Origin of the sequence: Methylobacterium sp. GXF4 (assembly GCF_000272495.1) — a bacterium.
GTDB lineage: Bacteria > Pseudomonadota > Alphaproteobacteria > Rhizobiales > Beijerinckiaceae > Methylobacterium > Methylobacterium brachiatum.
The window spans coordinates 38971-59477 of record NZ_AKFK01000055.1; the positions used below are offsets into that span (position 1 = coordinate 38971).

General features: G+C 68.5%; 18 protein-coding genes. 13 read left to right on the forward strand and 5 right to left on the reverse strand.

Annotation, left to right across the window (positions count from 1 at the left end; genetic code table 11):
* Nucleotides 1–42 precede the first annotated feature (42 nt).
* Nucleotides 43–1206, reverse strand: a complete 1164-nt coding sequence (locus WYO_RS11955; RefSeq protein WP_007562635.1) for an ABC transporter substrate-binding protein — start codon at nt 1204–1206, stop codon at nt 43–45.
* 177 nt (nt 1207–1383) lie between these two features.
* On the opposite strand from WYO_RS11955, the gene WYO_RS11960 reads away from it, so the two are divergent.
* A complete protein-coding gene (locus WYO_RS11960) occupies nt 1384–2454 on the forward strand; it encodes a malate/lactate/ureidoglycolate dehydrogenase (protein ID WP_007562636.1) in 1071 nt (356 codons plus the stop codon).
* 91 nt (nt 2455–2545) lie between these two features.
* Here the strand turns inward: WYO_RS11960 and WYO_RS11965 are convergent, their stop codons facing one another.
* A complete protein-coding gene (locus WYO_RS11965) occupies nt 2546–3466 on the reverse strand; it encodes a BLUF domain-containing protein (protein ID WP_007562637.1) in 921 nt (306 codons plus the stop codon).
* Nucleotides 3467–3491: 25 nt separating this feature from the next.
* Nucleotides 3492–5225 (reverse strand): EAL domain-containing protein, encoded by a 1734-nt coding sequence (locus tag WYO_RS11970; RefSeq protein ID WP_007562638.1) that lies wholly within the window; start codon nt 5223–5225, stop codon nt 3492–3494.
* A gap of 645 nt (nt 5226–5870) precedes the next feature.
* Between WYO_RS11970 and WYO_RS11975 the strand changes: the two genes are divergently transcribed.
* The 5 genes from WYO_RS11975 (at nt 5871) to WYO_RS11995 (ending at nt 10742) form a co-directional block, all read left to right on the forward strand.
* Nucleotides 5871–6884 (forward strand): 2-keto-3-deoxygluconate permease, encoded by a 1014-nt coding sequence (locus tag WYO_RS11975; RefSeq protein ID WP_007562639.1) that lies wholly within the window; start codon nt 5871–5873, stop codon nt 6882–6884.
* The gene (locus WYO_RS11980; RefSeq protein ID WP_007562640.1) at nt 6844–8130 is read left to right on the forward strand and encodes a four-carbon acid sugar kinase family protein; all 1287 of its coding nucleotides are present in this window, start codon (nt 6844–6846) and stop codon (nt 8128–8130) included. The genes WYO_RS11975 and WYO_RS11980 overlap by 41 nt, the downstream gene beginning before the upstream one ends.
* Entirely contained in the window at nt 8127–9128 is a 1002-nt protein-coding gene (pdxA, locus tag WYO_RS11985) for a 4-hydroxythreonine-4-phosphate dehydrogenase PdxA (RefSeq protein WP_007562641.1), read from the forward strand. Before WYO_RS11980 ends, pdxA begins: the two co-directional genes overlap by 4 nt.
* Nucleotides 9129–9186: 58 nt before the next feature.
* Entirely contained in the window at nt 9187–9945 is a 759-nt protein-coding gene (locus WYO_RS11990) for a DeoR/GlpR family DNA-binding transcription regulator (protein WP_007562642.1), read from the forward strand.
* A gap of 161 nt (nt 9946–10106) precedes the next feature.
* Nucleotides 10107–10742: a methyltransferase domain-containing protein gene (locus WYO_RS11995; RefSeq protein ID WP_007562643.1), complete on the forward strand. Its 636-nt coding sequence runs from the start codon at nt 10107–10109 to the stop codon at nt 10740–10742.
* 84 nt (nt 10743–10826) lie between these two features.
* Here the strand turns inward: WYO_RS11995 and WYO_RS12000 are convergent, their stop codons facing one another.
* Nucleotides 10827–11189, reverse strand: coding sequence for a DUF4186 domain-containing protein (locus tag WYO_RS12000; protein ID WP_007562644.1), 363 nt, complete (start codon nt 11187–11189; stop codon nt 10827–10829).
* A 67-nt stretch (nt 11190–11256) separates the two neighbouring features.
* Between WYO_RS12000 and WYO_RS12005 the strand changes: the two genes are divergently transcribed.
* The 7 genes from WYO_RS12005 (at nt 11257) to WYO_RS30855 (ending at nt 18902) form a co-directional block, all read left to right on the forward strand.
* Nucleotides 11257–12015 (forward strand): DUF72 domain-containing protein, encoded by a 759-nt coding sequence (locus WYO_RS12005; RefSeq protein ID WP_007562645.1) that lies wholly within the window; start codon nt 11257–11259, stop codon nt 12013–12015.
* Nucleotides 12016–12469: 454 nt separating this feature from the next.
* Complete coding sequence (locus WYO_RS12010; RefSeq protein WP_230367255.1) at nt 12470–13624, forward strand: tyrosine-type recombinase/integrase; 1155 nt, start codon at nt 12470–12472, stop codon at nt 13622–13624.
* Nucleotides 13621–14058 (forward strand): hypothetical protein, encoded by a 438-nt coding sequence (locus tag WYO_RS30845; RefSeq protein ID WP_128754987.1) that lies wholly within the window; start codon nt 13621–13623, stop codon nt 14056–14058. The genes WYO_RS12010 and WYO_RS30845 overlap by 4 nt, the downstream gene beginning before the upstream one ends.
* A gap of 412 nt (nt 14059–14470) precedes the next feature.
* On the forward strand, nt 14471–14749 hold the full coding sequence (locus tag WYO_RS12015) for a hypothetical protein (RefSeq protein ID WP_007562648.1): 279 nt from the start codon (nt 14471–14473) through the stop codon (nt 14747–14749).
* Entirely contained in the window at nt 14746–15201 is a 456-nt protein-coding gene (locus WYO_RS12020) for a hypothetical protein (RefSeq protein WP_007562649.1), read from the forward strand. The genes WYO_RS12015 and WYO_RS12020 overlap by 4 nt, the downstream gene beginning before the upstream one ends.
* Nucleotides 15202–15230: 29 nt before the next feature.
* The gene (locus WYO_RS32160) at nt 15231–17825 is read left to right on the forward strand and encodes a bifunctional DNA primase/polymerase (RefSeq protein ID WP_052311416.1); all 2595 of its coding nucleotides are present in this window, start codon (nt 15231–15233) and stop codon (nt 17823–17825) included.
* Nucleotides 17826–18287: 462 nt separating this feature from the next.
* Nucleotides 18288–18902 (forward strand): HGGxSTG domain-containing protein, encoded by a 615-nt coding sequence (locus tag WYO_RS30855; protein ID WP_128754988.1) that lies wholly within the window; start codon nt 18288–18290, stop codon nt 18900–18902.
* A 666-nt stretch (nt 18903–19568) separates the two neighbouring features.
* Here the strand turns inward: WYO_RS30855 and WYO_RS29865 are convergent.
* Complete coding sequence (locus WYO_RS29865; RefSeq protein WP_081496966.1) at nt 19569–20282, reverse strand: recombinase family protein; 714 nt, start codon at nt 20280–20282, stop codon at nt 19569–19571.
* Nucleotides 20283–20507: the final 225 nt, after the last annotated feature.

A 20507-nucleotide genomic window follows, 5' to 3' on the forward strand; every position in this document is an offset into this window, starting at 1 on the left:
CAGGTCCATGTCTGCGTCCGTTCCCCGTCCGCGGCCCCGGATTCAGCCCTGATAGAAGTCGATGCGCCGGTCGAAGGTGATCGTGCCCTTGTCGTTGCGCACGACGTTGTAGCCGTGCAGGCCGTCGCCGTTCTTGTCGAAGTTGTAGGTGCCCTCGGCGCCTGCGTGGCCGCGCACCGCCAGCAGCGCCTCGCGGATCGCCTGCGGGTCGGTCTTGCCGGCCTTGTTGATCGCCAGCGCCAGCACCGTCACCGCGTCGAAGGTCCAGGAGGATTGGTTGTCGGGGGCGATCTTGGTGGCGGCGCGGTAGGCCTTGCCGTAGGCCCGGGCCGCGTCGCTCGATTCCTCCGCGTAGTCGGCCACCCCGTAGGTGCCGTAGAGCGAGGGCCCGGCGAGCTTCAGCGCCGTGACGTTGGTGATCGAGGGCGAGCCGACCCAGGGGGCGGTGACGCCGAGCTGGCGGAGCTGGCGCGCGAAGATGCCGAGGTCGTTCTCGAAGGTGAAGTACGAGCCGATCACGTCGGCCCCCGCCTGCCGGATCGCCAGGACGACCGGGGTGAAGTCCTGGCCCTGGTTGGCGTAGCCCTGGTCGAGCACGACCGTGGCGCCGATCTTGCCGAGGCTCTCGGTCAGCGCCTTGGCGCCGCTGGTGCCGAAGGCGTCGGTGGAGTGGATGATCGCCCATTTCTTCTTGCCGAGCCCGTTGACGCCGTGCTCGGCGATCACCCGGGCCGAGAAGCTGTCGTTGGGCCGGAAGCGGAACAGCCAGGGATTGCCGAGCTGCGTCAGGACCGGGTCGGTGCCGCCGAAGCACATCGGCTTGCCGGTCTTGAGGATATCCGGCGCCATCGCGTGGTTCTGCGTGGAGCGGACCGAGCCCAGGAAGCCGACCAGATCGGGCTGCGAGGCCAGCTTGGAGAAGGCCAGCACCGCGCCGGGATTGGTGGTCTGGTCGTCCTCGGTGACGATCTCCAGCGGCTTGCCGAGCACCCCGCCGGCCTTGTTGACCGCCTCCAGGGCGATCTTGGCGCCGTTGAGGGCGAAGCGGCCCGCATCCGCGCCAGGGCCCGTCACCGGCAGGACCATGCCGATCCGGATCGTCGCGCCGGCGCCCTGCGCGGCACTCGACCGGATCACCCCCGGGGCTAAACCGCTGGCAGCCGCGCATGCGGCACCCGTCAAGAAAACGCGACGCGTCGTCTTCATCGGCGTATCCGTCCCGTCGTCGCCGGTTCTTGTGCCCGACGTTGTCAGTATTGGGCCACGCGCAGCGCTTCGATGTCCATCCCGCACCGCCGGAAGTGGTCGCCTTGCGGGTTAAGAAAGCCTAGGATCGTTACCCGAACGCGCCCGGTGAGGCGCGACGACGGGAGATGAACCATCATGCGGATCGACGCCGCCGGACTGACCGCCTACGTGCGGGACATCTTCGTTCGGGAGGGCTGCTCGGAGGCGGAAGCGAGCCGGATCGGCCAGTTCCTGGTGGCCGCGAACCTCACCGGCCACGACAGCCACGGGGTCATCCGGGTGCCGCGCTACGTGGCGTGGCTGCGCGCGGGCGAGCTCGTGGCCGACCAGACCCCCGCGGTGCTGGTCGATGGCGGCGCCTTCGCGCTGGTGGACGCCCGGTACGGCTTCGGCCAGACCGCCGGCCCGTTCGCCACGGATCTCGGCATCGCCAAGGCCCAGGAGCACGGCGTGTCGGTCGTCGCCCTACGGCATGCCGGGCATCTCGGGCGGATCGGCGAATGGGCCGAGCGCGCGGCGGCCGCGGGCCTCGTCTCGGTGCATTTCGTCAACGTCGCCGGCAGCCTGCTGGTGGCGCCGTTCGGCTCCGTGGACCGGCGCTTCTCCACCAATCCCATCGCGGCCGCCTTCCCGGTGCCGGGGCGCGACCCGATCGTCCTCGACTTCGCCACCTCGGCGGTCGCCGAGGGCAAGGTGCTGGTGGCCTCGCAGGGCGGCAAGCCCCTGCCCGCGGACGTGCTGATCGAGCCGGACGGCCGCCTCAGCGCCGACCCGGCCACCCTGTTCGGTCCGCTGGACGGGCCGGAGCGCGACAACCAGAAGGGCGCGGGCGCGATCCGGGCCTTCGGCGAGCACAAGGGCTCGGGCCTGTCGCTGATGTGCGAGCTCCTGGCCGGGGCGCTCACCGGATCCGGCACGGCGGGACCCGGCCAGCGCCGGGTCTGCAACGGCATGCTCTCGCTCTACATGACGCCGAAGGCCTTCGGCTCGGATGATGCGATCGCCGCCGAGGCGCGCAGCTATCTCGACTTCTTCGCCTCCGCCCAGCCGGCGCCGGGCGGCGCGGTGCTGCTGCCGGGCGAGCCCGAGCGCCGCATGAAGGCGGAACGCCTCGCCGAGGGCGTACCGCTGCCCGCCCCGGTCTGGGAGACCCTCCTGGCAGCCGGCCGGCCGCACGGCCTCGACGGGCAGGCCTACTGCGCCTGACGGCGGTGGAGGTCGCCCCGTCTTCGGGGGCGATCCAGCGTGCTCGGCTCTGTGGTCCTCGTTTGGGCCCCACAGGCCGACACCCCAGCGCCTAGGCGGCCAGGATGTCCGCGGCGTCGCCTGCGCCGATCCCCGCGTCGGGGGAACCGCCGGGGTGCGTGGCCGTCTGGGCGTCGCCGGCCTCCTGGGCCATCGCCGCGGCGAGAAGGCGCGCGCGTCCGGCCCAGCGATCCCGTTCGATCCGCAGGGCGTCGCGCTGATCCCGGCTCACCGCGAGGGACACCTGCAACCCGTCGATCTCGGTCCGCAGATCGCTCGTGCGCTGCCGCTCGGCGGCGAGGGCGAGCTTGAGCACCGCGAGGGCCGCCTCGGTGGCCGCCTTGGCAGGGGCGATGTCCTCGATCGGGTGGGGGCGGGGGGCATTGCGGTCGGTGGCGGCCCTGCTCGTCCCGTCCGCGGCCGATGCGGTCTGGGGGACCGCCCCATCGGGCCGAAGCTGTGCCATCTCCGCCCGCAGCTGCGCGACATCGAGCCCCCGCGCGGCGGGCTCGGCCGGCGGGGCGGTGCGGGGCGCGCGCGGGAGGCCCTCCTCCTCCAGCACCAGCTCGTGCAGCATGGCGAAGACGGCATCGCCGTCGAGCCGGGCGAGGTCGAACCCGCTCTCGGCCGCGAGCCGGCTGAACTGCTCCTGCCCCCCGGCCGACTGGCCCACGAAGGCCATCGACCAATTGGCGAAGCTGCGGCTTTCCGTCGGGCCGCACTGGAGGACCGTGACGTCGCCATGGCGGTCGTCACACTGGATCCGCTCGAACGTCTCCTCGACGCCCCGGCGCGGTCCTTCCAGGACCTGGGCGAAGGCGCCCGCGTTGAACATCAGCGCGCCGGTGACGTCCGATCGGGCGTTGTTCCGCTGCGACGTGGCCAGGATCTGGCCGACGATGGCCGTCAGCTCGGCCTCCGAACCGTGGAGCAGGTTCTTGCTGGCATAGACGAGGCGATAGAGCTCGCTCATGGGGCAATCCGATATGCTGGTTGCATCACGTGGGTGACCCGTAGGTCTTGAGGAAGGCCAGCACATCGTCGGCCGGGATCGGCCTGCTGATGAGGTAGCCCTGGACGTCGGTGCAGCCCTCGTCGCGGATGCGCTGCATCTGCTCGGGCGTCTCCACCCCCTCGGCGACCGTCGTCATGCCGAGACTCTTGCCGAGGCCCGCGATCGCCCGGATGATCGCATCGCCATCCGGCTTGCCGGTCAGGTCCTTCACGAAGGATCGGTCGATCTTGATCTTGTCGAAGGGAAAGCTGCGCAGATAGCTCAAGGACGAATAGCCGGTCCCGAAATCGTCCATCGAGACCCGGACCCCGAGCTCGCGCAGGCGGTGGAGCGTCTGCAGGGTCTTCTCGCTCTCCTCGAGCAGGACGCCCTCGGTGATCTCGACCTCCAGCCGCCGGGCCGCCAGGCCCGAACTGGCCAGCGCCGAGATGATCGTCTCGACCAGGCGGTCGCTCTTGAATTGGGCCGGCGAGACGTTCACCGCGACGGACATCCCGGCCGGCCACGTCATGGCATCCCGGCAGGCCTGGCGAACGACCCATTCGCCGATCGGGACGATCAGGCCGATCTCCTCGGCGAGCGGGATGAAATCGAGCGGCGAGATCATCCCGCGCTCGGGATGCTTCCAGCGGATCAGGGCCTCGCAGCCGATCAGCCGATCCTCGTCGAGCTGCAATTGCGGCTGATAGTGCAGCTGGAACTCGCGCCGCGCGAGCGCCTGACGCATGTCGAGCTCGAGCCGGCGGCGCGCCTGCATGCGCGCATCCATCTCCGGCTCGAAGAACCGGTATGTCCCGCGGCCATCGAGCTTGGCCCGGTAGAGGGCCAGGTCGGCGTTCTTGAGGAGCTTGTCCGCGCTGGTCCCGTCCGCGGGCGCGAACGCCACGCCGACGCTGGCGCCGATCGTCAGGAGATGGCCCTCGACCATGTAGGTTCGGCCGATCAGGTCGACGAGGCGCCGGGCCAGGGCTTGCGTATGGGCGGCCTCGCGGATGCCGGTCTGCAGGATGACGAACTCGTCGCCTCCGATCCGGGCCACGGTGTCGGTGGGCCTTACGGTCGAGCGCAGGCGGTCGGCGACCTTCGCCAGAAGCGCGTCGCCGATCGGATGGCCGAGCGTGTCGTTGACCGGCTTGAACCGGTCGAGATCGATGAGGAGCAGCGCGCAGGCCTCGCCGGTGCGTTGCAGGCGCGCCAAAGCCTCGTCGAGGCGCTCCCGCAGGAGCAGGCGGTTGGGCAGGCTCGTCAGCGGGTCGAGACGCGCCATCGCGTCGGCCCGCGCTTCGCTCGCCTTGCGGGCGCTGACATCCTCCAGCGTCGCAACCCAGCCGCCCGCGTCGCTGCGGTGGAGCTCGATATGCAGGGTGCGATCCTGGCGCGTCACCTCGAAGGCGGCCGAGGCCCGACGGTCGAGCGCCTGCCGCAAGGATCGGAAGACCTCCCGGCGCGGCTGCACGGTCCTCGCGCACAGGCTGCGGACCAGCCGGATGGCCGGCAGGTCGACCGCCAGGGCGACGTCCAGGCCGGCCAGGAGGCGTTCGGCCGGGGCGTTGAAGGCGACCACGTAGCCCGAGGCGCCGATCGTCAGCAGGCCGTGCCTGATCACGTCGAGGTCGTGGCGCTGCGTCAGGAGCGAGGCCGCGCCCGGATCCGTCCGGGTCGCCGGCGGCATCTTCATAAGCCGCGCCGTGCCGAGGTGGTGCAGGTCGGCACTCATCGCGCGAAGGCCCTGTTCGAGGCTGCCGGGCGGCACGCCAAACTTAACAAAAGCCAGTTCTATAGGAGAATTCTTAATTTCTGGTGCATGCTCCACGCTATTACTTAGTGAATATGCTATTTCAGTCGAGGCATAGGGCGGATCGTACAGCGGGTGTTTCGATCAAGGCGTATTCAGGCGCGGCGACCAACCGGAATGTTTCCGCACGAGACCGCACGACCTGGGCCCGATGAAACCAATTGTCCTGCGCCCCGGAGACAGGGCAGGGCGGTTTTTATTCGGATCGAACGGACCGACAACTGGATTATCACGTGCAGTCGACCGAACGCGGCCGCTTGTGTGTCGGCCCGCATACGGATCGCGTCCCCGCACGGTATCCGACTCCATGATCGTCCGGGTCTGAACGCGACGGCTGCCGCGCGACCGGTTCGGGACGCCGCCGGCCGGGTGGCACGCCCCGCAACGGGTCCAGCTGCCGTAGCAGCGGATCTCCGGATTTCTGCGCAGACTGCGCAATACGGTTGACGAAATGCGCACAATGCGCGCATCACCCCGAAAGGCTCACGACGAATTCCAGTCGCCGTCGATCAATCGGTCGCGAGCCTCAAGCAACATCTGCGTGAATCGCGCAGGGAGGGAACGAGTATGCAGATCCCGATCAAGCGGGCGATCGAGAGCGTTCCGGGCGGCATGATGGTCGTGCCCCTGCTCGTCGGGGCGCTCATCGCGACCTTCTTTCCCGGCACGCCCAAGTATTTCGGATCCTTCACCGGCGCCCTGTTCTCGGGCGCGCTGACGATCCTGGCGGTGTTCTATGTCTGCATGGGCGCGAGCATCGACTTTCGCGCCACCCCCTACATCGTCAAGAAGGGCGGCACCTTGCTGATCGTGAAGATCGGCATCGCCCTGATCCTGGGATTGATCTTCGGGCAGGTCCTCGGTGAGGCCCCGGTCGCGGCCGGGATGTTCGCCGGGCTGTCCACCCTGGCCGTCGTCGCCAGCATGAACGACACCAATGGCGGCCTCTACATGGCGCTGATGGGCCAGTACGGCCGCCCGCGCGATGTCGGGGCCTATACGGTGATGTCGCTGGAGAGCGGCCCGTTTCTCACCATGGTGACGTTGGGCGTCGCCGGCCTCTCGGCGTTTCCCTGGCAGACCCTGGTCGGCGCCATCCTGCCGCTCCTCGTCGGCATGATCATCGGCAATCTCGACCGCGAGATGCGCGCCTTCCTGAGCCGCGCCATCCCGGTCATGATCCCGTTCTTCGCCTTCGCGCTGGGCGCGGGGCTCGATCTGAGCAAGGTCTGGCAGGCCGGACTGCTCGGCCTCGCCATGGGCGTGGCGGTCGTGGTCCTGACCGGCATCCCGCTGTTCCTCGCCGATCGCCTGACCGGCGGCACCGGCGTCGCGGGGGTCGCCGCCGCGTCCACCGCCGGCAACGCCGCGGCCGTGCCGGCGATCGTCGCCGCCGCGAACCCGGCCTATGCCGATGCCGCCGGCCCCGCGACGATCCTCGTCGCCGCCTGCGTGGTCGTCACGGCGATCCTGGTCCCGATCGTCACGGCCTGGACCGCGAAGGTCGTCGGCCGCGGCGCGGACGAGGCGGAGGCGCCCGATGGCGAGCCGGTCGTTCCCGCACCCGTCCGCCGCGCCTGAGATGGACGCGCGCTGGCTCATCCTCGCCGACGATCTGACGGGCGCCGCCGATTGCGCGGTGGCGTTCCGCCGCCGCGGCAACGCCGCGGCCGTGATCTGGGGCGAGGCGGTGCAGGACGAACGGATCCCGATCCTGTCCTACGACGCCGACAGCCGCGGCCTCACCGCCGAGGCGGCGGCGCAGCGCCACGCGGCCCTGCTGGGGCGGCTGCACAGCGCGGACCGGCGCCTGTTCAAGAAGATCGACTCGACGATGCGCGGTCAGCCCGCCGCCGAGATCGCCGCGACGCTCGCGCAGTTGCGCGCCCGGTCCGGCCAGGCCTTCGGCGTGCTGGCGCCGGCTTTCCCCGGGACCGGCCGGACCACGCTGGAGGGCCGGGTGCGGGTGGGCGGTCGCCCGCTGGAGGAGGCGGAGGTGTGGCGGCGCGACCATAGCTACGCCAGCGCCGATCTCGGCGCGATACTGGCCTCGGCCGGAATCCGGTCCACGACGCTCACCCTGCCGATCGTGCGCGGGGGGCAACTCGCCGGCGCGCTGGCCGAGGCCGCGGCCGGTCCCGCCGAGATCGCCGTCTGCGATGCCGAAACCGACGCCGATCTGGCCCGCATCGCCGAGGCCGGCCTCGCCGCGACGGCGTCGGCCGTCTTCATCGGCAGCGCCGGGCTGGCGCACGCGCTCGCGGCGGCCGGCCCCGTTGCCGCCCTCGCGCCGGTCCGGATCGCGCCCGACCGGCGTGGCTCCCTCCTCGTCGTCGGCTCCCTCGCCGAGGTCTCGCGCGCGGGCGCCCGGCGCCTCCTCGCCGACGGCGCCGTGGCGCATCTGCCGGTCGCGCCCGAGACGCTGCTCGAAGCGGTGGAGGGCCGGCCGGACCTGGCGACGCCCCTCGCGGAACGGCTGGCCGCCGGCCAGGACGTCCTGGTCGAGATCATGCTGGGGGGCGAACCTGACATGAGCCTCGGCCCCCGGCTGGCCCACGCGCTGGCCGACGCCCTCGCCCCAATCGCCGGCCGGATCGGGGCGCTCGCCGCCACGGGCGGCGAGACCGCGGCCGCGCTGCTGACGCGCTTTCGTGTCCACGGCATCCAGTTGACCGACGAGATCGAGCCGGGTGTTTCGCTCGGCCTCACCTTGGGGCAACTCGCGATCCCGATCGCCACGAAGGCGGGTGCCTTCGGCGACGCCGACAGCCTCGTGCGCATCCGGGACCGCCTGCGCCACGTTCGAACCGAAGGAAGTCTCACATGACCCGTCCGACCATCGCCATCACCATGGGCGATCCCGCTGGCATCGGGCCAGAGATCATCATGAAGGCGCTGGCGCACCCGGAGGTCCACGCGATCTGCCAGCCGCTGGTGGTCGGCGATGCCGGGCGCCTGCGGCAGGCGGGCCGCATCGTCGGGGCCACGATCGGGGTCGATTCGCTCGCCGACGCGGGCGCGGCGGCCTTCGGCATGGATGCGGTCCAATGCGTCGACCTGAAATGCGTCCCCGAGGACCTGCCGTTCGGGCAATTGTCCCCGGTCGCCGGCGAGACCGCCTATCGCTGCATCGCGGCGGCCGTGGAGATCGTGCAGGCGGGGCAGGCGCAGGGCATCTGCACCGCGCCCCTGTCGAAGGAGGCGCTGCACGCGGCCGGCCACAAGTTTCCCGGCCACACCGAGATGCTGGCGCACCTCACCGGGACGCCGGAAGTGTCGATGATGCTGGTCTCCCCGAAGCTCCGGGTGATCCACGTCACGACCCATATCGGCCTGATCGACGCGATCGCGCGGATCGAGCCCGGCCTCGTCGAGCGCGTCATCGCCCGCGGGCATGCGGTGCTGGTGAAGGCCGGCATTGCTGAGCCGAAGATCGGCGTCTGCGCCATCAACCCGCATGCCGGCGAGAACGGCCTGTTCGGCCATGGCGAGGAGGCCGAGAAGATCACGCCGGCGGTCGAGGCCTGCCGCGCCAAGGGCTGGGACGTGCGCGGGCCCCTGCCGGCCGACACGCTGTTCTTCCTCGCCGGCCGGGGGGATTACGACATGGTGGTGGCCATGTATCACGATCAGGGGCATGGCCCGATCAAGGTGCTGGGTCTCGAGGCCGGGGTGAACATCACGGTCGGCCTCCCGGTGATCCGCACCTCGGTCGATCACGGCACGGCCTTCGACATCGCCGGCACGGGCGTCGCGGACGAGCGCAGCCTGATCGAGGCGCTGCGGCAGGCGGTCGAGCTGGCGCCGAAATCGCAGGCGGCCTGACGGGGCGCCGGCACGGACCGAGGCGCTCCCGCCGGGAGCAGGGTGAGAGAGCGGGTTTATGCGCGGGACGGAACGCCGGGCGCGGCTGCTGGAGGCGCTTGGGCTGGGTGAGATCGACGTCGACGATCTCGCGCACCGGTTCGGCGTCTCCGCCTCGACCGTCCGGCGCGACCTCCAGCACCTCTCCGACACCAAGGCGGTGCGCCGGACCTATGGCGGCGCCATACTGGCCGGGGCGGCGCCCGAGACGACCCTCGACCAGAGGCTCGCGATCAACGGGCCCGAGAAGCTAGCGATCGCCCGCGCGGCCCTCGCGCTCATCGCGGATGGCGAGACCCTGATCCTCGATGCCGGCTCGACGGTGACGGCCTTCGGGCGCCTCCTGCTCGACCGGCGCCTGCGCATCATCACGAACAATCTCGCGCTGCTCCCCTGTCTCGCCCAGGCGCCCGGGATCGATCTCGTCGTGCTCGGCGGCAATTTGAGAGCCACGAGCATGAGCACCGTCGGCCCGCTGGCCATCGAAGCCCTGCAGCGGATGACCGCCGATCGGGCGGTGATGAGCGCGGACGGCGTGGTCGCGGGACGCGGCCTGTGCGAGGCGAGCCTCGATCAGGTCGCCCTCAAATCCGCAATGATCGCGCAGTCGCGGGAGACGGTCGTGCTCGCCAATGCCGGCAAGCTCGGCCGGGCGGAGCAGATGGCCTGGGCGCCCCTGCCGCGGCGCTGGATTCTGGTCACCGACGCGGCCGTCCCGCAGGACCAGCGGCACAGCCTCGCGGAGGCCGGCGCCGACCTGGTGGTGGCCGGCGCCTGAGGCGCGGACCGCCCTCGATCCTTGTCCGATGCGGCATCTTGCGCCGCGGCGGGCCGCAGGGCGCACCGCGCCTATCTCAGGGTGGCATCGCGTCCGCCCGCCCCGGGGCGGGCGCCGCGGCGCAAATCCGGCCCTTGGCGCGACACGAAGGCATACCCCGCATGGTTCAGGATCTGCCGGAGCTGCCCGCAGAGGCGTTCGCCAAGCCCGATCGCAGTCCGGACCCGCTCTTCTACGCGCAGCCGCGCCTCGTCACCCATATCGATGCCGCCGCCATCGCCGCCGTGACCGACCTCTACAGGGCGGTCGTCCCCCCGGGCGGTGTGGTCCTCGACCTGATGTCGAGCTGGATCAGCCACCTGCCGGACGAGGTCGCCTACGCGCGCGTCATCGGCCAGGGCCTCAACGCGGCGGAGCTGGCCGCCAATCCGCGCCTGACGCGGCATTTCATGCAGGATCTCAACGCGCAGCCGCAGCTGCCGCTCGACACGGCGAGCGTGGACGCGGCCCTGATCTGCGTCTCGGTGCAGTATCTGCAGCGCCCCGTGGACGTCCTGTCCGAGGTCGCGCGGGTCCTGCGCCCCGGCGCGCCGGTGGTCATCAGCTTCTCGAACCGCTGCTTCCCGACCAAGGCGGTCGCGATCTGGAGCGCCCTCGACGGCACGGGCCACGCGCAACTGGTGCAGCTGTATCTGCAGCGCGCGGGATTCGCGCGCATCGAGGCCCGCATCCTGAAGCCCGAAGGCGACGCCGGCGATCCGCTGACGGCGGTCCTGGGCTGGACCGCCACGGCCTAGCCGACGCGCCGGCCGCTCGCGTCCGGGAGCCGATCCGCGGGGCGTCGGTCTCGACCTGGGATCGCGGGGGAGGCGCGGGCCTCGTCAGGCGCCGTCGCCGCCCTGAGCGCGCAGCCAGCGGCCGATGGCCTCGACCACATGGGCCTGCTCGGCGGCGGTCAACGCCTGCCCGGCCGGGACGGCGTACCACTTGGCCAGGCAACCGCGGCAGCAGGTGGCTGTCGCGTGCTGCGCCGTGAAGACCGGATGGCCGCGAAACGGCGTCTGCTTGCCGTCGTTCCTCGGCTCTGCGGGCGCGAGGCGCCGTTTCACGAAGTCTCGCGCGTGCTCTAGAACCGTCGGAAGCCCCTTCTCATCCAGGTAGGCCCGGTCGGCGGCCGAAAGCCGAAAGCGCTGACGGAATGCGGACCGCGAGAGACGATCGAAGACCTCTTCAACCCCGCGCATGCGCAGACCTACCCGATCGCCTGGCGCCCCTCTGGCCGGCCCGGCTTATGGCCCGTCGTCGGATCCGATGCATAGCTCACACCCCATCGCCCTTGGAACCGCCGGCTGGAGCCTGCCGAAGGTCCACGCCGCGCACTTCCCCGAAGCCGGCAGCCATTTGGAGCGGTACGCGCAGCTTTTCTCCGCGGTCGAGATCAACACGTCCTTCTATCGACCCCATCGGGTGACGACCTACGCGCGCTGGGCCGCCGCGGTGCCGGACGGGTTCCGCTTCGCCGTGAAGGTGCCGCGGACGATCACGCATGCGCGGCGCCTGGTCGGCACGGACGAAGCCCTGGATCGCTTCCTGGCCGAGGTGGCGGGCCTCGGGCCGAAGCTCGGGCCCCTGCTGCTTCAGCTTCCGCCGAGTCTGGCCTTCGATCCGGCATCCGCCGCGCCGTTTCTGGCGGGCTTCCGGCGGGCCTTCCCGGGGGACGTCGTCTGTGAGCCGCGCCACGCCACCTGGTTTGCGCAGGACGTCGATCAGCGCCTGTCCGACCTCGCGATCGCCCGCGTCGCCGCCGACCCCGCGCCGGTGCGAGGGGCCGGCACCCCGGGCGGCTGGCCGGACCTCATCTATTACCGGCTCCACGGCTCCCCACGGATGTACCATTCGGCCTACGAGCCGCCCATCCTCACCCGGATGGCCGAGCGCCTGCACCAGCACAGGGCCCTCGGCCGCCGCGCCTGGTGCATCTTCGACAACACCGCGGAGTTTGCCGCCGTCGGGAACGCTCTGGAGATGCTCGCGCTCGCAACAGAGCGCGCCGTCATCACGGCACGCTGATCTCCGAAGGAGGGCGATCCTCGACCGGGCTGATCCGATCCGCAGCGTCGGTGCCAAGGAGAACCCGGAGCCTGCCTTGACTGGATCGCGCGGCGCGACCGTACCCGCCGCTCGCAGTTCCGTGCGCAAGTGGCGCGCCCTACGGGAATCGAACCCGTGTTTTCGCCGTGAAAGGGCCGCCACGAGGCAGAGAGGATAAAAGCGAACGCGGTAATCCGCTCAGCATACTGGCATTTCCCGTCTCCCGCTATCATAGTTGGTCGATCGGTCTGTGTGAGACGCTGTGTGAGACCAATCGATGGCAAAACCTAGCAGCTTCGACAGTGTCGCTAAGCGGGCCCGGCTTCCGCCGGCTAAGAACCCACGCTGGCAGGGTGTTTCAGGAGGGCGGGGCGGCGTTAGCCTGGGCTACCGCAAGCCTGCGCGAGGACCTGGCGCCTGGATCGTCAAGCTGGTGATCGATGGGAACCGCGTCGAGCAACGCCTCGCCCAGGCTGACGACCCTGGATCGGATCCAGACGCCCTCTCGTACCCAGCTGCGGTGACGGCAGCCATCGAATGGGCGCGCGCTCAGGTACGTCGTCTCGACGGCGAAGGGGAGGGGGGTGGTACCGAGGTCCTAAGCGTCCGCACCGCAGTCGAAGCTTATGTCGCCGCCCGCTCAGCGCGTGCTCCAGCGGCGGGGAGGGACGCCGAGAAGCGCCTCGGCAAGCACGTCCTCTCTGATCAGGTCTTCGCTGATACGCACCTCGCGAAGCTGAATGCTAGCACCATCCGGGCTTGGCGACAGCGCCTATCGGGCGAGTTGCAACCCACCACCGTCAACCGTCTGCTGAACGACCTGCGCGCCGCTCTCAATGCAGCCGCCGAACACCATCTTCGCGCGCTGCCGGCCACGCTCGCCGCTGAGATCCGCACCGGCACGAAGGCAATCTCAGCAGGATCAAGCGCGCGCAAGCAGATCCTGCCCGACGCCGAGATCCGGCGCCTGGTCGACGCGGCCTTCGTCGTTGACGAGACCGGCGATTTTGGGCGGCTCGTGCTGGTCATGGCCGCCACGGGAGCTCGCCATTCGCAGGTCGCCAGGATCACCGTGGGCGACGTGCAGGCCGCGCGTGGTCGGATCATGGTGCCACCCTCGAACAAGGGCCGCGCTGGTAAGCGTCCGACGCCCATCGCTGTGCCGGTCGGAGCCGACGTGATCGAGCGTTTGCAGCCCGTCCTCGCCGGCCGGCGCGGGCACGAGCCGCTCCTGATGCATTGGCGGCATCGACAAGTCGGGCCCGTCACCTGGGAGCGGGTCGATCGAGGGCCTTGGGCCACAGCCTCGGCGGCGTTGCGCCTATGGGACAGGGCTCGGACCCGGGCCGAGGCGCCCCCCGGGACGGTCATGCTGTGCCTGCGCCACAGCTCGATCGTGCGGGCGCTGAGCGCTGGCGTACCGGTAAGGCTCGTCGCGGCACTGCACGATACCAGCGTGCAGATGATTGAGGACCACTACTCCGCCTACATCGTCGAGGCGACGGAGGAGATCGCGCGCCGAGCCGTCACGCCCCTGGCACCGAGCCCAGTACCCACGCTGCAGCCTGTCGACGGAGCCGCAGCATGAAGATGGCGCGGAAGCTCGCGAAGACCAAGCGCACCGTAAATGGGAAGTATCTAGGGCGTCCGGTCAAAAAATCGAAGAACGCTGCGCCGGTGATCGAAAAATCTTCTCTCAAGGCAAAGCCAGCTCGAATGAAGCTTTACCTTAAACGTCTCAGGAATCCAGAACTCGTAACACACCCGATTACAGGTGAAACGGTAAGGCCATTTGGGCCACCGAAGCCGGTCTACGAGTGGCGCGAAGCTAAGCCTGGACGGCCGCCGGTGTCGGACTTTGTCGCTCTCTTACGCATCATAAAAGTCATTCAACACACCGGACAGCACGGGTTCTCAGCTGCTGTCGCCGAGCAAGAGCCACATCGCAAAATAGATGCCGTCAAACAGGAGTACAGGCGTGAGCGGCGAGCCATGAGGCGTCGCGCGGAAGAAAATTCATGATCGAAATTTTTCACGTACTTTCGACTATTTTTCAATGACTTAGGCCAATCGAGTTTTTGTCTGCGCCTCAGGTCTCTGTCTGCCGGCTATGGTCATGTCGTCCGACAGATCAGACGAGGCAGATCATCATGACCCGCTCACCAAGACCCGCCGAGCGACGTGATGCCATCCCGTGGCAAAAGCGGCCGCACCTCCGCATGGACGTCGCCGGCGATGTCACAGGGCTTTCCCGCACGACGATCTATCGGCTGGCATCGGAAGGTCGGCTGAAGCTCAAGCGCCTCGCCGGCCGGGTTGTCGTCGAGACTGCGGGTGTCTTGAGCCTCGTTGAGAACGCCGAGCCTTGGAGGCCGGGAAACCGCGGCGCCGCGGCACGGGCAAAGCGATCCAATGCGGCGCGCATGGCCCTCCGATGATGAAGAGTAAAACGCCTGGGCAGATGCCCACCTCTGCTCGCAGCGCGGTCGCCGACCGTATGCGCCTCCTCAAGCACATGCGCGCCGGACAAAGCGTGTCCGTTCTAGACGTTGCCAATTTCCTTCGCTGCCGCGCGAACCACGGCGAGGAGTGGATTGGCGAGGAGATCGTCGAGGTCGCTGGAGTAGCCCACAGCCTCAATGAGGAGGTCATCGTCACGGCTAGCTTCGTCACGCTGACCCTGCGACTACAGCAAGGTGGGAGCGATCGATGAGCGTCGCCTTCCACACCGGTTTGCCGCGCTCCCGGCTCGACACAGCGCTCGCGTTCGCGCCGGATCACATGCGCCCGATCCTGCTGGCCGTGCGCGACCACGGCGTCGCCTGGGCGACGATACCCCAGCACGCCGGCCGGTTTGACGTCCCCAAGACCAAGCCCTTCATCGCGATCATTGGGGACGACATGCACACAGCGATGGGGCCGGCCGGCTTCCATCCGAAATCGGTCCGCCGCCTGATCGCCCGATCTCGCGTCGTCGCCATCGTTGCCGCCGCACCCTTGAAGATTGCCTACGAGGAGGCGGTTAAGGCCCCTATCGCGTTCGGATCGAACGGCCTCGTCATCGAGACCCGCCCTGAGCGCGAACTAGAATGGGTCGGAATGGTGAGGGCTGAGAACCCGAACGCCGCGCTCATCCTCGTCAGCGTGAGGGAGACGGCGCAGTGAATGCCCGCCCCTCCGATCATAGCGTCAGCATGGTCGAGCACGCCCTCATCTATGCCCGCCACGGGATCCCAGTGCTCCCCTGCAACCCAGCGACCAAGCAGCCGCTGGTCCCGCGGGACGAGGATGCGAACGGCAACCCGATCCCCAAGACCGGCGGCCTCTACAAGGCGACTTGCGACGAGGCGCAGATCCGCGCGTGGTGGCGCGAGCACCCGCACGCCATGATCGGCCTGCGCACCGGTCCTGAGTCCGGCTTGTTCGCCATCGACCAAGACGTGCCGAAGAAGCCGGGTGACCCGGACGGGGTAGCGGCCTGGGAGTGGGTAACCGCGGCGCACGGCGATGTGCCCACGACCCATACGCACATCACCCCCAGCGGTGGCCTCCACCTGCTTTTCGCGTACCCGGAGAGCATCACCATCACCAACAGCCGCGGCGCCCTGCCACCTGGCATCGACGTGCGCGGAATTGGCGGCTACATCATCGCCGCACCGAGCCGGAGGGCGGACGGCCGGGAGTACCGCCTCGCGCAGCCCGAGCACGCATTCCAGTTCGCGCGTGTCCCGGACCGGCTGCTCGACCTGCTCAGGAAGGCGGAGCCGACACCTGCATCCAAAGTATCGCCCCGCGCCGAAGTCGCGCCTGAGCATGAGCCCGACGCGAGATCGAACGGAGGTCGCTCCCGCGCAATCAACGGCGACGTGCCCGACAGCTACATCCTTCGTGCTGTCGAGGAAGAGTGCGCCGCCGTCGCTCAGGCGCCGCGGGGCCAGCGCAATTCGGTGTTGAACGTTGCCGCGTTCAAGCTCGGCACCTTCGTCGGCGCCGGTCGCCTCGACGCCGGCACGGCCACGCATCGTCTCCTTGAGGCCGCGGTCACTAGCGGCCTCGTCCAAGACGACGGCCAGCACGCTGCCCTCGCGACAATCGAGAGCGGGCTGACCTCCGGCGCCGCCAAGCCGCGCGCGTTTCCTGAGCGCAAAGTACGCTCCGGGGCGCCCGTCCAGAACCGTGAGGAGCGCCGCAGTGGATCTTCTGCCACAGACGGAGAAGATGGGCTCGACGACCTCCCCACCATCCGTGTCGTCAACGGCGAGGTGCCGCGCGCCGTCACCGAGACAGAGCAGGCGATCCTCGCGGCGGACGTGCCGATCTTCACCCGCTCCGGCAGCCTCGTCCGGCCGGTGATCGAGGCCGTTCCGGCAGCGAAGGGGCATCAGACGACGGCGGCGCGCCTCAAGCCGATGTGCGTGCACAGCCTCGCCGACCACGTCGCGCGAACCGTCCGCTACCAGCGCTTCGACGGGCGGTCGAAGGACTGGGTGACGATCAACCCACCGGCCGAGATCATGACCGCGCTTCTCGCCCGCGACGGCGATTGGCAGCTGCACCCGATCGCGGGCATCATCACCACGCCGACCCTGCGCGCGGACGGCACGATCCTCGACCACCCCGGCTACGATCCCGAGACTCGGCTGTTCCTCTCCCTGGATCGGGACTTTCGGATGCCGGCGATCCCTGAGCATCCGAGCCGGGCGGACGCCGAGCTTGCGCTGCAACTCCTGGAAGACCTGCTGATCGGCTTCCCATTCGTCGGCCCGGTCGACCGCGCTGTGGCGCTGTCGGGCATCCTCACTGCGCTGGTACGCAGCGTGCTGACCACCGCCCCCCTCCACGCGATCCGCGCCTCCACGCCGGGCACGGGCAAGAGCTACCTCGTGGATCTCGCCAGTACTATCGCCACCGGACGGTGCTGCCCGGTGATCGCGGCCGGCAAGACCGAGGAGGAGACCGAGAAGCGGCTCGGCGCACTGCTGCGCGAGGCGGTGCCGATCGTGTCGATCGATAACGTCAACGGCGAGCTCGGCGGCGACATGTTGTGCCAGCTCACCGAACGGCCGCTCGTGCGGGTCCGGATTCTCGGCAAGAGCGAGGCGCCCGAGCTGGAGTGCCGCGCGACGGTGTTCGCCACCGGCAACGGCCTGATCCTGGTCGGCGACATGACCCGGCGCACCGTGCTCTGCACCCTGGACACCAAGGCCGAGCGCCCCGAGCTTCGCGGTTTTGACTTCGACCCGATCGACAGGGTGATGACCGATCGCGGCCGGTACGTCGCGGCCGTGCTCACGATCATCAGGGCCTACCGTGCCGCGGGCGCACCGAAGGTGTGCGGTCCGGTCGGCAGCTACGAGGACTGGACCGAGGCGGTGCGCGCGCCGCTGATCTGGCTCGGCCAGCCGGACCCGTGCGCGAGCATGGAGACTGCGCGCGAGGAGGACCCCGAACTGTCCGCCATCCGCGAGCTATTCGGTCACTGGCAGGAGCAACTGGGGCTGTCGAGCGGCTTCACCACGAACACGATTATCAAGTCCGCGTGCGAGAAGGCGCCCTCCAGCAGCCTCCATCCCAATCAGCAGGAGTTTCTGAGGCCAGAATTCCGCGACCTGCTGCTGCGACAGGCCGGCGACGGCGGCGCGGTCAGTAGCCGGCGCCTCGGCAAATGGCTGGCACGCATAAGCGGGCGCGTGGTCGACAGCTTGCGCATCGAGATGAAGGTCGACGGCAGCCACGGCAACCGCTTCTCGCTCTGCGCGATCGATCCCGCCACGAGCGGTCCACGATGACGGCTAGCATCCTGACCATGGGTGATGCTTCACGGGGGTTTTGGGGGTTTTGGGGGGTTCCTATGATCATTACGCGGGAAGAAGCAGCGACAGTTTCTTGTATAGAGGTAGAACCGACCCCCCAAACACCCCAAACCCCCGTCTGCTGAGTGTATGGTCGGTCATGATCACCACGGCCGACGCTCGGGGCCCGTTTGTCCCTGACCTCGAACACGCCGTGTGCATCGCCCGACTGCGCTGCTGGCGCACGAGCGCCCATCTATCTGTCGGTCTGTTCGACCGCACCTTCGAGACCCTGCGCCAGGTCGACGCCGTAGCGGCGGTCGCCCCGATTCCGCCGCGCGAGGCCATGCGGAAGCGGTGGGCTGCGGCGAACGACGGGGCGCTTCGGGGACCAGCCGACAAAACATCCGCTTGCCGGCGAGACGGCGGGCTGACCGCCATACCTCACGAGGTCGTACCATGAAACGACGATTGCCGGGCACGAACGACCGGCCGAGGCAGCCACACCCCTGGTCATCCTCGACCGAATTCCGCGCCATCGCCAACGCGGCGCTGCGGCGGTTCAACGCCGAACGGCACCTGCACCCGATCTGCGGTGCGATGGCCAAATCGACCGGTGAGCCCTGCCGGCAGATCCCAGCAAAAGGCCGGAAGCGGTGCAAACTTCACGGCGGTGCCACGCCGCGCGGCGACGGACCAGCTGGCTGGCATACACCAGGCTTCCCCAGTGGCCTGCCAACAGGCAAGCCGCGCAGCGACGCCTACAAGGCCTGGAAACAGCGTGAGAAGCGCGCTCGGGTTGCGGCTATGACGGCGGATGAGCGTGCACGCTACGAGGAGTGGCAACGGACGCACAAGCCCGGCAGCGCGGCGGAGCGAGCGCATGTGCGCCGCAATCGCGAGGCGCGCCGGTGGCTCGAGACGATTATGCGTGAGCCACCCTCTGCGCCGACGCCGGATCGAGCCGAACTCGAGATGCTCCGGGCGAGGCTTCAGGCTCACATCGCGCAGCTCGACGCTGAGATAACGGAGCCCACAGAGAACGAGACACCAATCAGTGGGCTGTTCGACTGAAACGCTCAATGGCCAAATGGCTTTGGGCAGACCATCGAGCATCAGACAAAATGTCCGACGCGTCACCGCTCAAAGCGCATCTGAGCTGCACAAATCCTATCATCAAGCTCGAAGCACCCCGTGCAAGTTCAGCGTCACAGCGCGATCGCCTAGCCAGCACGACGTTCGGCCTGACGCTGTGCGATCGCACGGCACTCGGCTCGGCGCTCCTCGTCATACCTCGGCTTTAGTCTCTCCCAGACAGCACTCATACGCGCGTCTCGACTTTTTGGTGGAACGAATGGCAGAGCCGCCCATTCGTCCAGCACCCAGTTAGCGAAATAGATCACCGCGCTGCGATCATCCCGCATTTTAGTTGTTTTCCTGCGGCTACGCCTGCCTTCGACCCAATGTATGTAGTATATGCCATTATCATGTTTCCTAAGAAATGGCATCATTGCTCACATCCTTCCAATCAGCAAAACGAACCGACTGCATGCCCAATAAACAACACAAATTACACCTCAAGTCAAATAAGACACTTTGTCTGATATCGATGGCTAGTCATCAGACAGATCAGACAGATGAAATACGCGGAACTTCATACAGCGTGTGCTTATGTGAAACTGGGCAGCACTCCTGCATATTCCAGAATCGGCAGGGGAGGGCACCGGTGCGATCAGCCGGCTATAAGCTTTTGCTGGCTGAGGCGCCCAATTCTCTTTCGGGCGCAAGGCGGCTGCGCAGCCTTCTTACGGCGGTTGGAGTCCATCTACCGCCTCCGCTTGGCGTAGGTATCCCTTCGCACTCTAATGCGGCCGCAACAGCGCGCAGCGACGCTACACCGGTCGGATCGAGGCGCGCCAGAATTGGCGCAAGAGCCTCGGCTTGAGCGTTGGCCTTGCGTCCGCGGGCAGCACGAGCCTTGGCTGTGTCCGCGGCCGTGCCCGCCCGGCCTCTGAAACCTCCAAGCGTTTGACCTCGCGCTCTAGCGGCCGCGAGAGCAGCTTTCGTCCGGGCAGAGATCATCCGCCGCTCCTCCTCGGCGACCACCGCCATGATGCCCACAGTCATCCTGTTCGCCGCAGGCATGTCGCACGCGACGAAGTCGACGCCGGCTTTGTGCAGGCCGAGCAAGAAATGCGCATCCCGGGCAAGCCGGTCGAGTTTGGCAACCACAAGCGTGGCGCGGTGGGCGCGACAGAGCGCAAGGGCACGGGCCAATTCCGGCCGCTCACTGTTCGCGCCGCTCTCGATCTCGACTACCTCGGCGACCAATTTCCAGGCGCCACCATTGAGGTAGTCAGCAACGTCTGCGCGTTGTGCTTCCAGTCCGAGCCCAGACCGGCCCTGTCGATCGGTGCTGACGCGTAGGTAGGAGATGAAGCGGCTATGGGCCATCAGCTACATGTATCACTCTGTGCAACGGACATTGCACAGAGTGATACAGGGAAACTGTCTGTCAATGGCGCTTAGGTGAGCGTTGCACCTTTGAGGGTGGCTCTATCCCGGGGCATGCCCCCTCCCGGTATACCCACGCAGCAGCTCTGTCAGCGCTCGCCAGACACGTCGACAAAATTGCGCTCGCGAGGGCGATCCGGACAAAATGTCCGCATCGTGATCAGC

Bases quoted from the DNA above. Each gene is read 5' to 3' on its own strand.
- WYO_RS12020 (WP_007562649.1), top strand. From the start codon at position 14,746: ATGAGCGTCGCCTTCCACACCGGTTTGCCGCGCTCCCGGCTCGACACA.
- WYO_RS11995 (WP_007562643.1), top strand. From the start codon at position 10,107: ATGGTTCAGGATCTGCCGGAGCTGCCCGCAGAGGCGTTCGCCAAGCCC.
- WYO_RS30845 (WP_128754987.1), top strand. From the start codon at position 13,621: ATGAAGATGGCGCGGAAGCTCGCGAAGACCAAGCGCACCGTAAATGGG.
- WYO_RS12015 (WP_007562648.1), top strand. From the start codon at position 14,471: ATGATGAAGAGTAAAACGCCTGGGCAGATGCCCACCTCTGCTCGCAGC.
- WYO_RS12005 (WP_007562645.1), top strand. From the start codon at position 11,257: ATGCATAGCTCACACCCCATCGCCCTTGGAACCGCCGGCTGGAGCCTG.
- WYO_RS11955 (WP_007562635.1), bottom strand. From the start codon at position 1,206: ATGAAGACGACGCGTCGCGTTTTCTTGACGGGTGCCGCATGCGCGGCT.
- pdxA (WP_007562641.1), top strand. From the start codon at position 8,127: ATGACCCGTCCGACCATCGCCATCACCATGGGCGATCCCGCTGGCATC.
- WYO_RS11990 (WP_007562642.1), top strand. From the start codon at position 9,187: ATGCGCGGGACGGAACGCCGGGCGCGGCTGCTGGAGGCGCTTGGGCTG.
- WYO_RS32160 (WP_052311416.1), top strand. From the start codon at position 15,231: ATGGTCGAGCACGCCCTCATCTATGCCCGCCACGGGATCCCAGTGCTC.
- WYO_RS11980 (WP_007562640.1), top strand. From the start codon at position 6,844: ATGGCGAGCCGGTCGTTCCCGCACCCGTCCGCCGCGCCTGAGATGGAC.
- WYO_RS11960 (WP_007562636.1), top strand. From the start codon at position 1,384: ATGCGGATCGACGCCGCCGGACTGACCGCCTACGTGCGGGACATCTTC.
- WYO_RS11970 (WP_007562638.1), bottom strand. From the start codon at position 5,225: ATGAGTGCCGACCTGCACCACCTCGGCACGGCGCGGCTTATGAAGATG.
- WYO_RS29865 (WP_081496966.1), bottom strand. From the start codon at position 20,282: ATGGCCCATAGCCGCTTCATCTCCTACCTACGCGTCAGCACCGATCGA.
- WYO_RS30855 (WP_128754988.1), top strand. From the start codon at position 18,288: ATGAAACGACGATTGCCGGGCACGAACGACCGGCCGAGGCAGCCACAC.
- WYO_RS11975 (WP_007562639.1), top strand. From the start codon at position 5,871: ATGCAGATCCCGATCAAGCGGGCGATCGAGAGCGTTCCGGGCGGCATG.
- WYO_RS11965 (WP_007562637.1), bottom strand. From the start codon at position 3,466: ATGAGCGAGCTCTATCGCCTCGTCTATGCCAGCAAGAACCTGCTCCAC.
- WYO_RS12000 (WP_007562644.1), bottom strand. From the start codon at position 11,189: ATGCGCGGGGTTGAAGAGGTCTTCGATCGTCTCTCGCGGTCCGCATTC.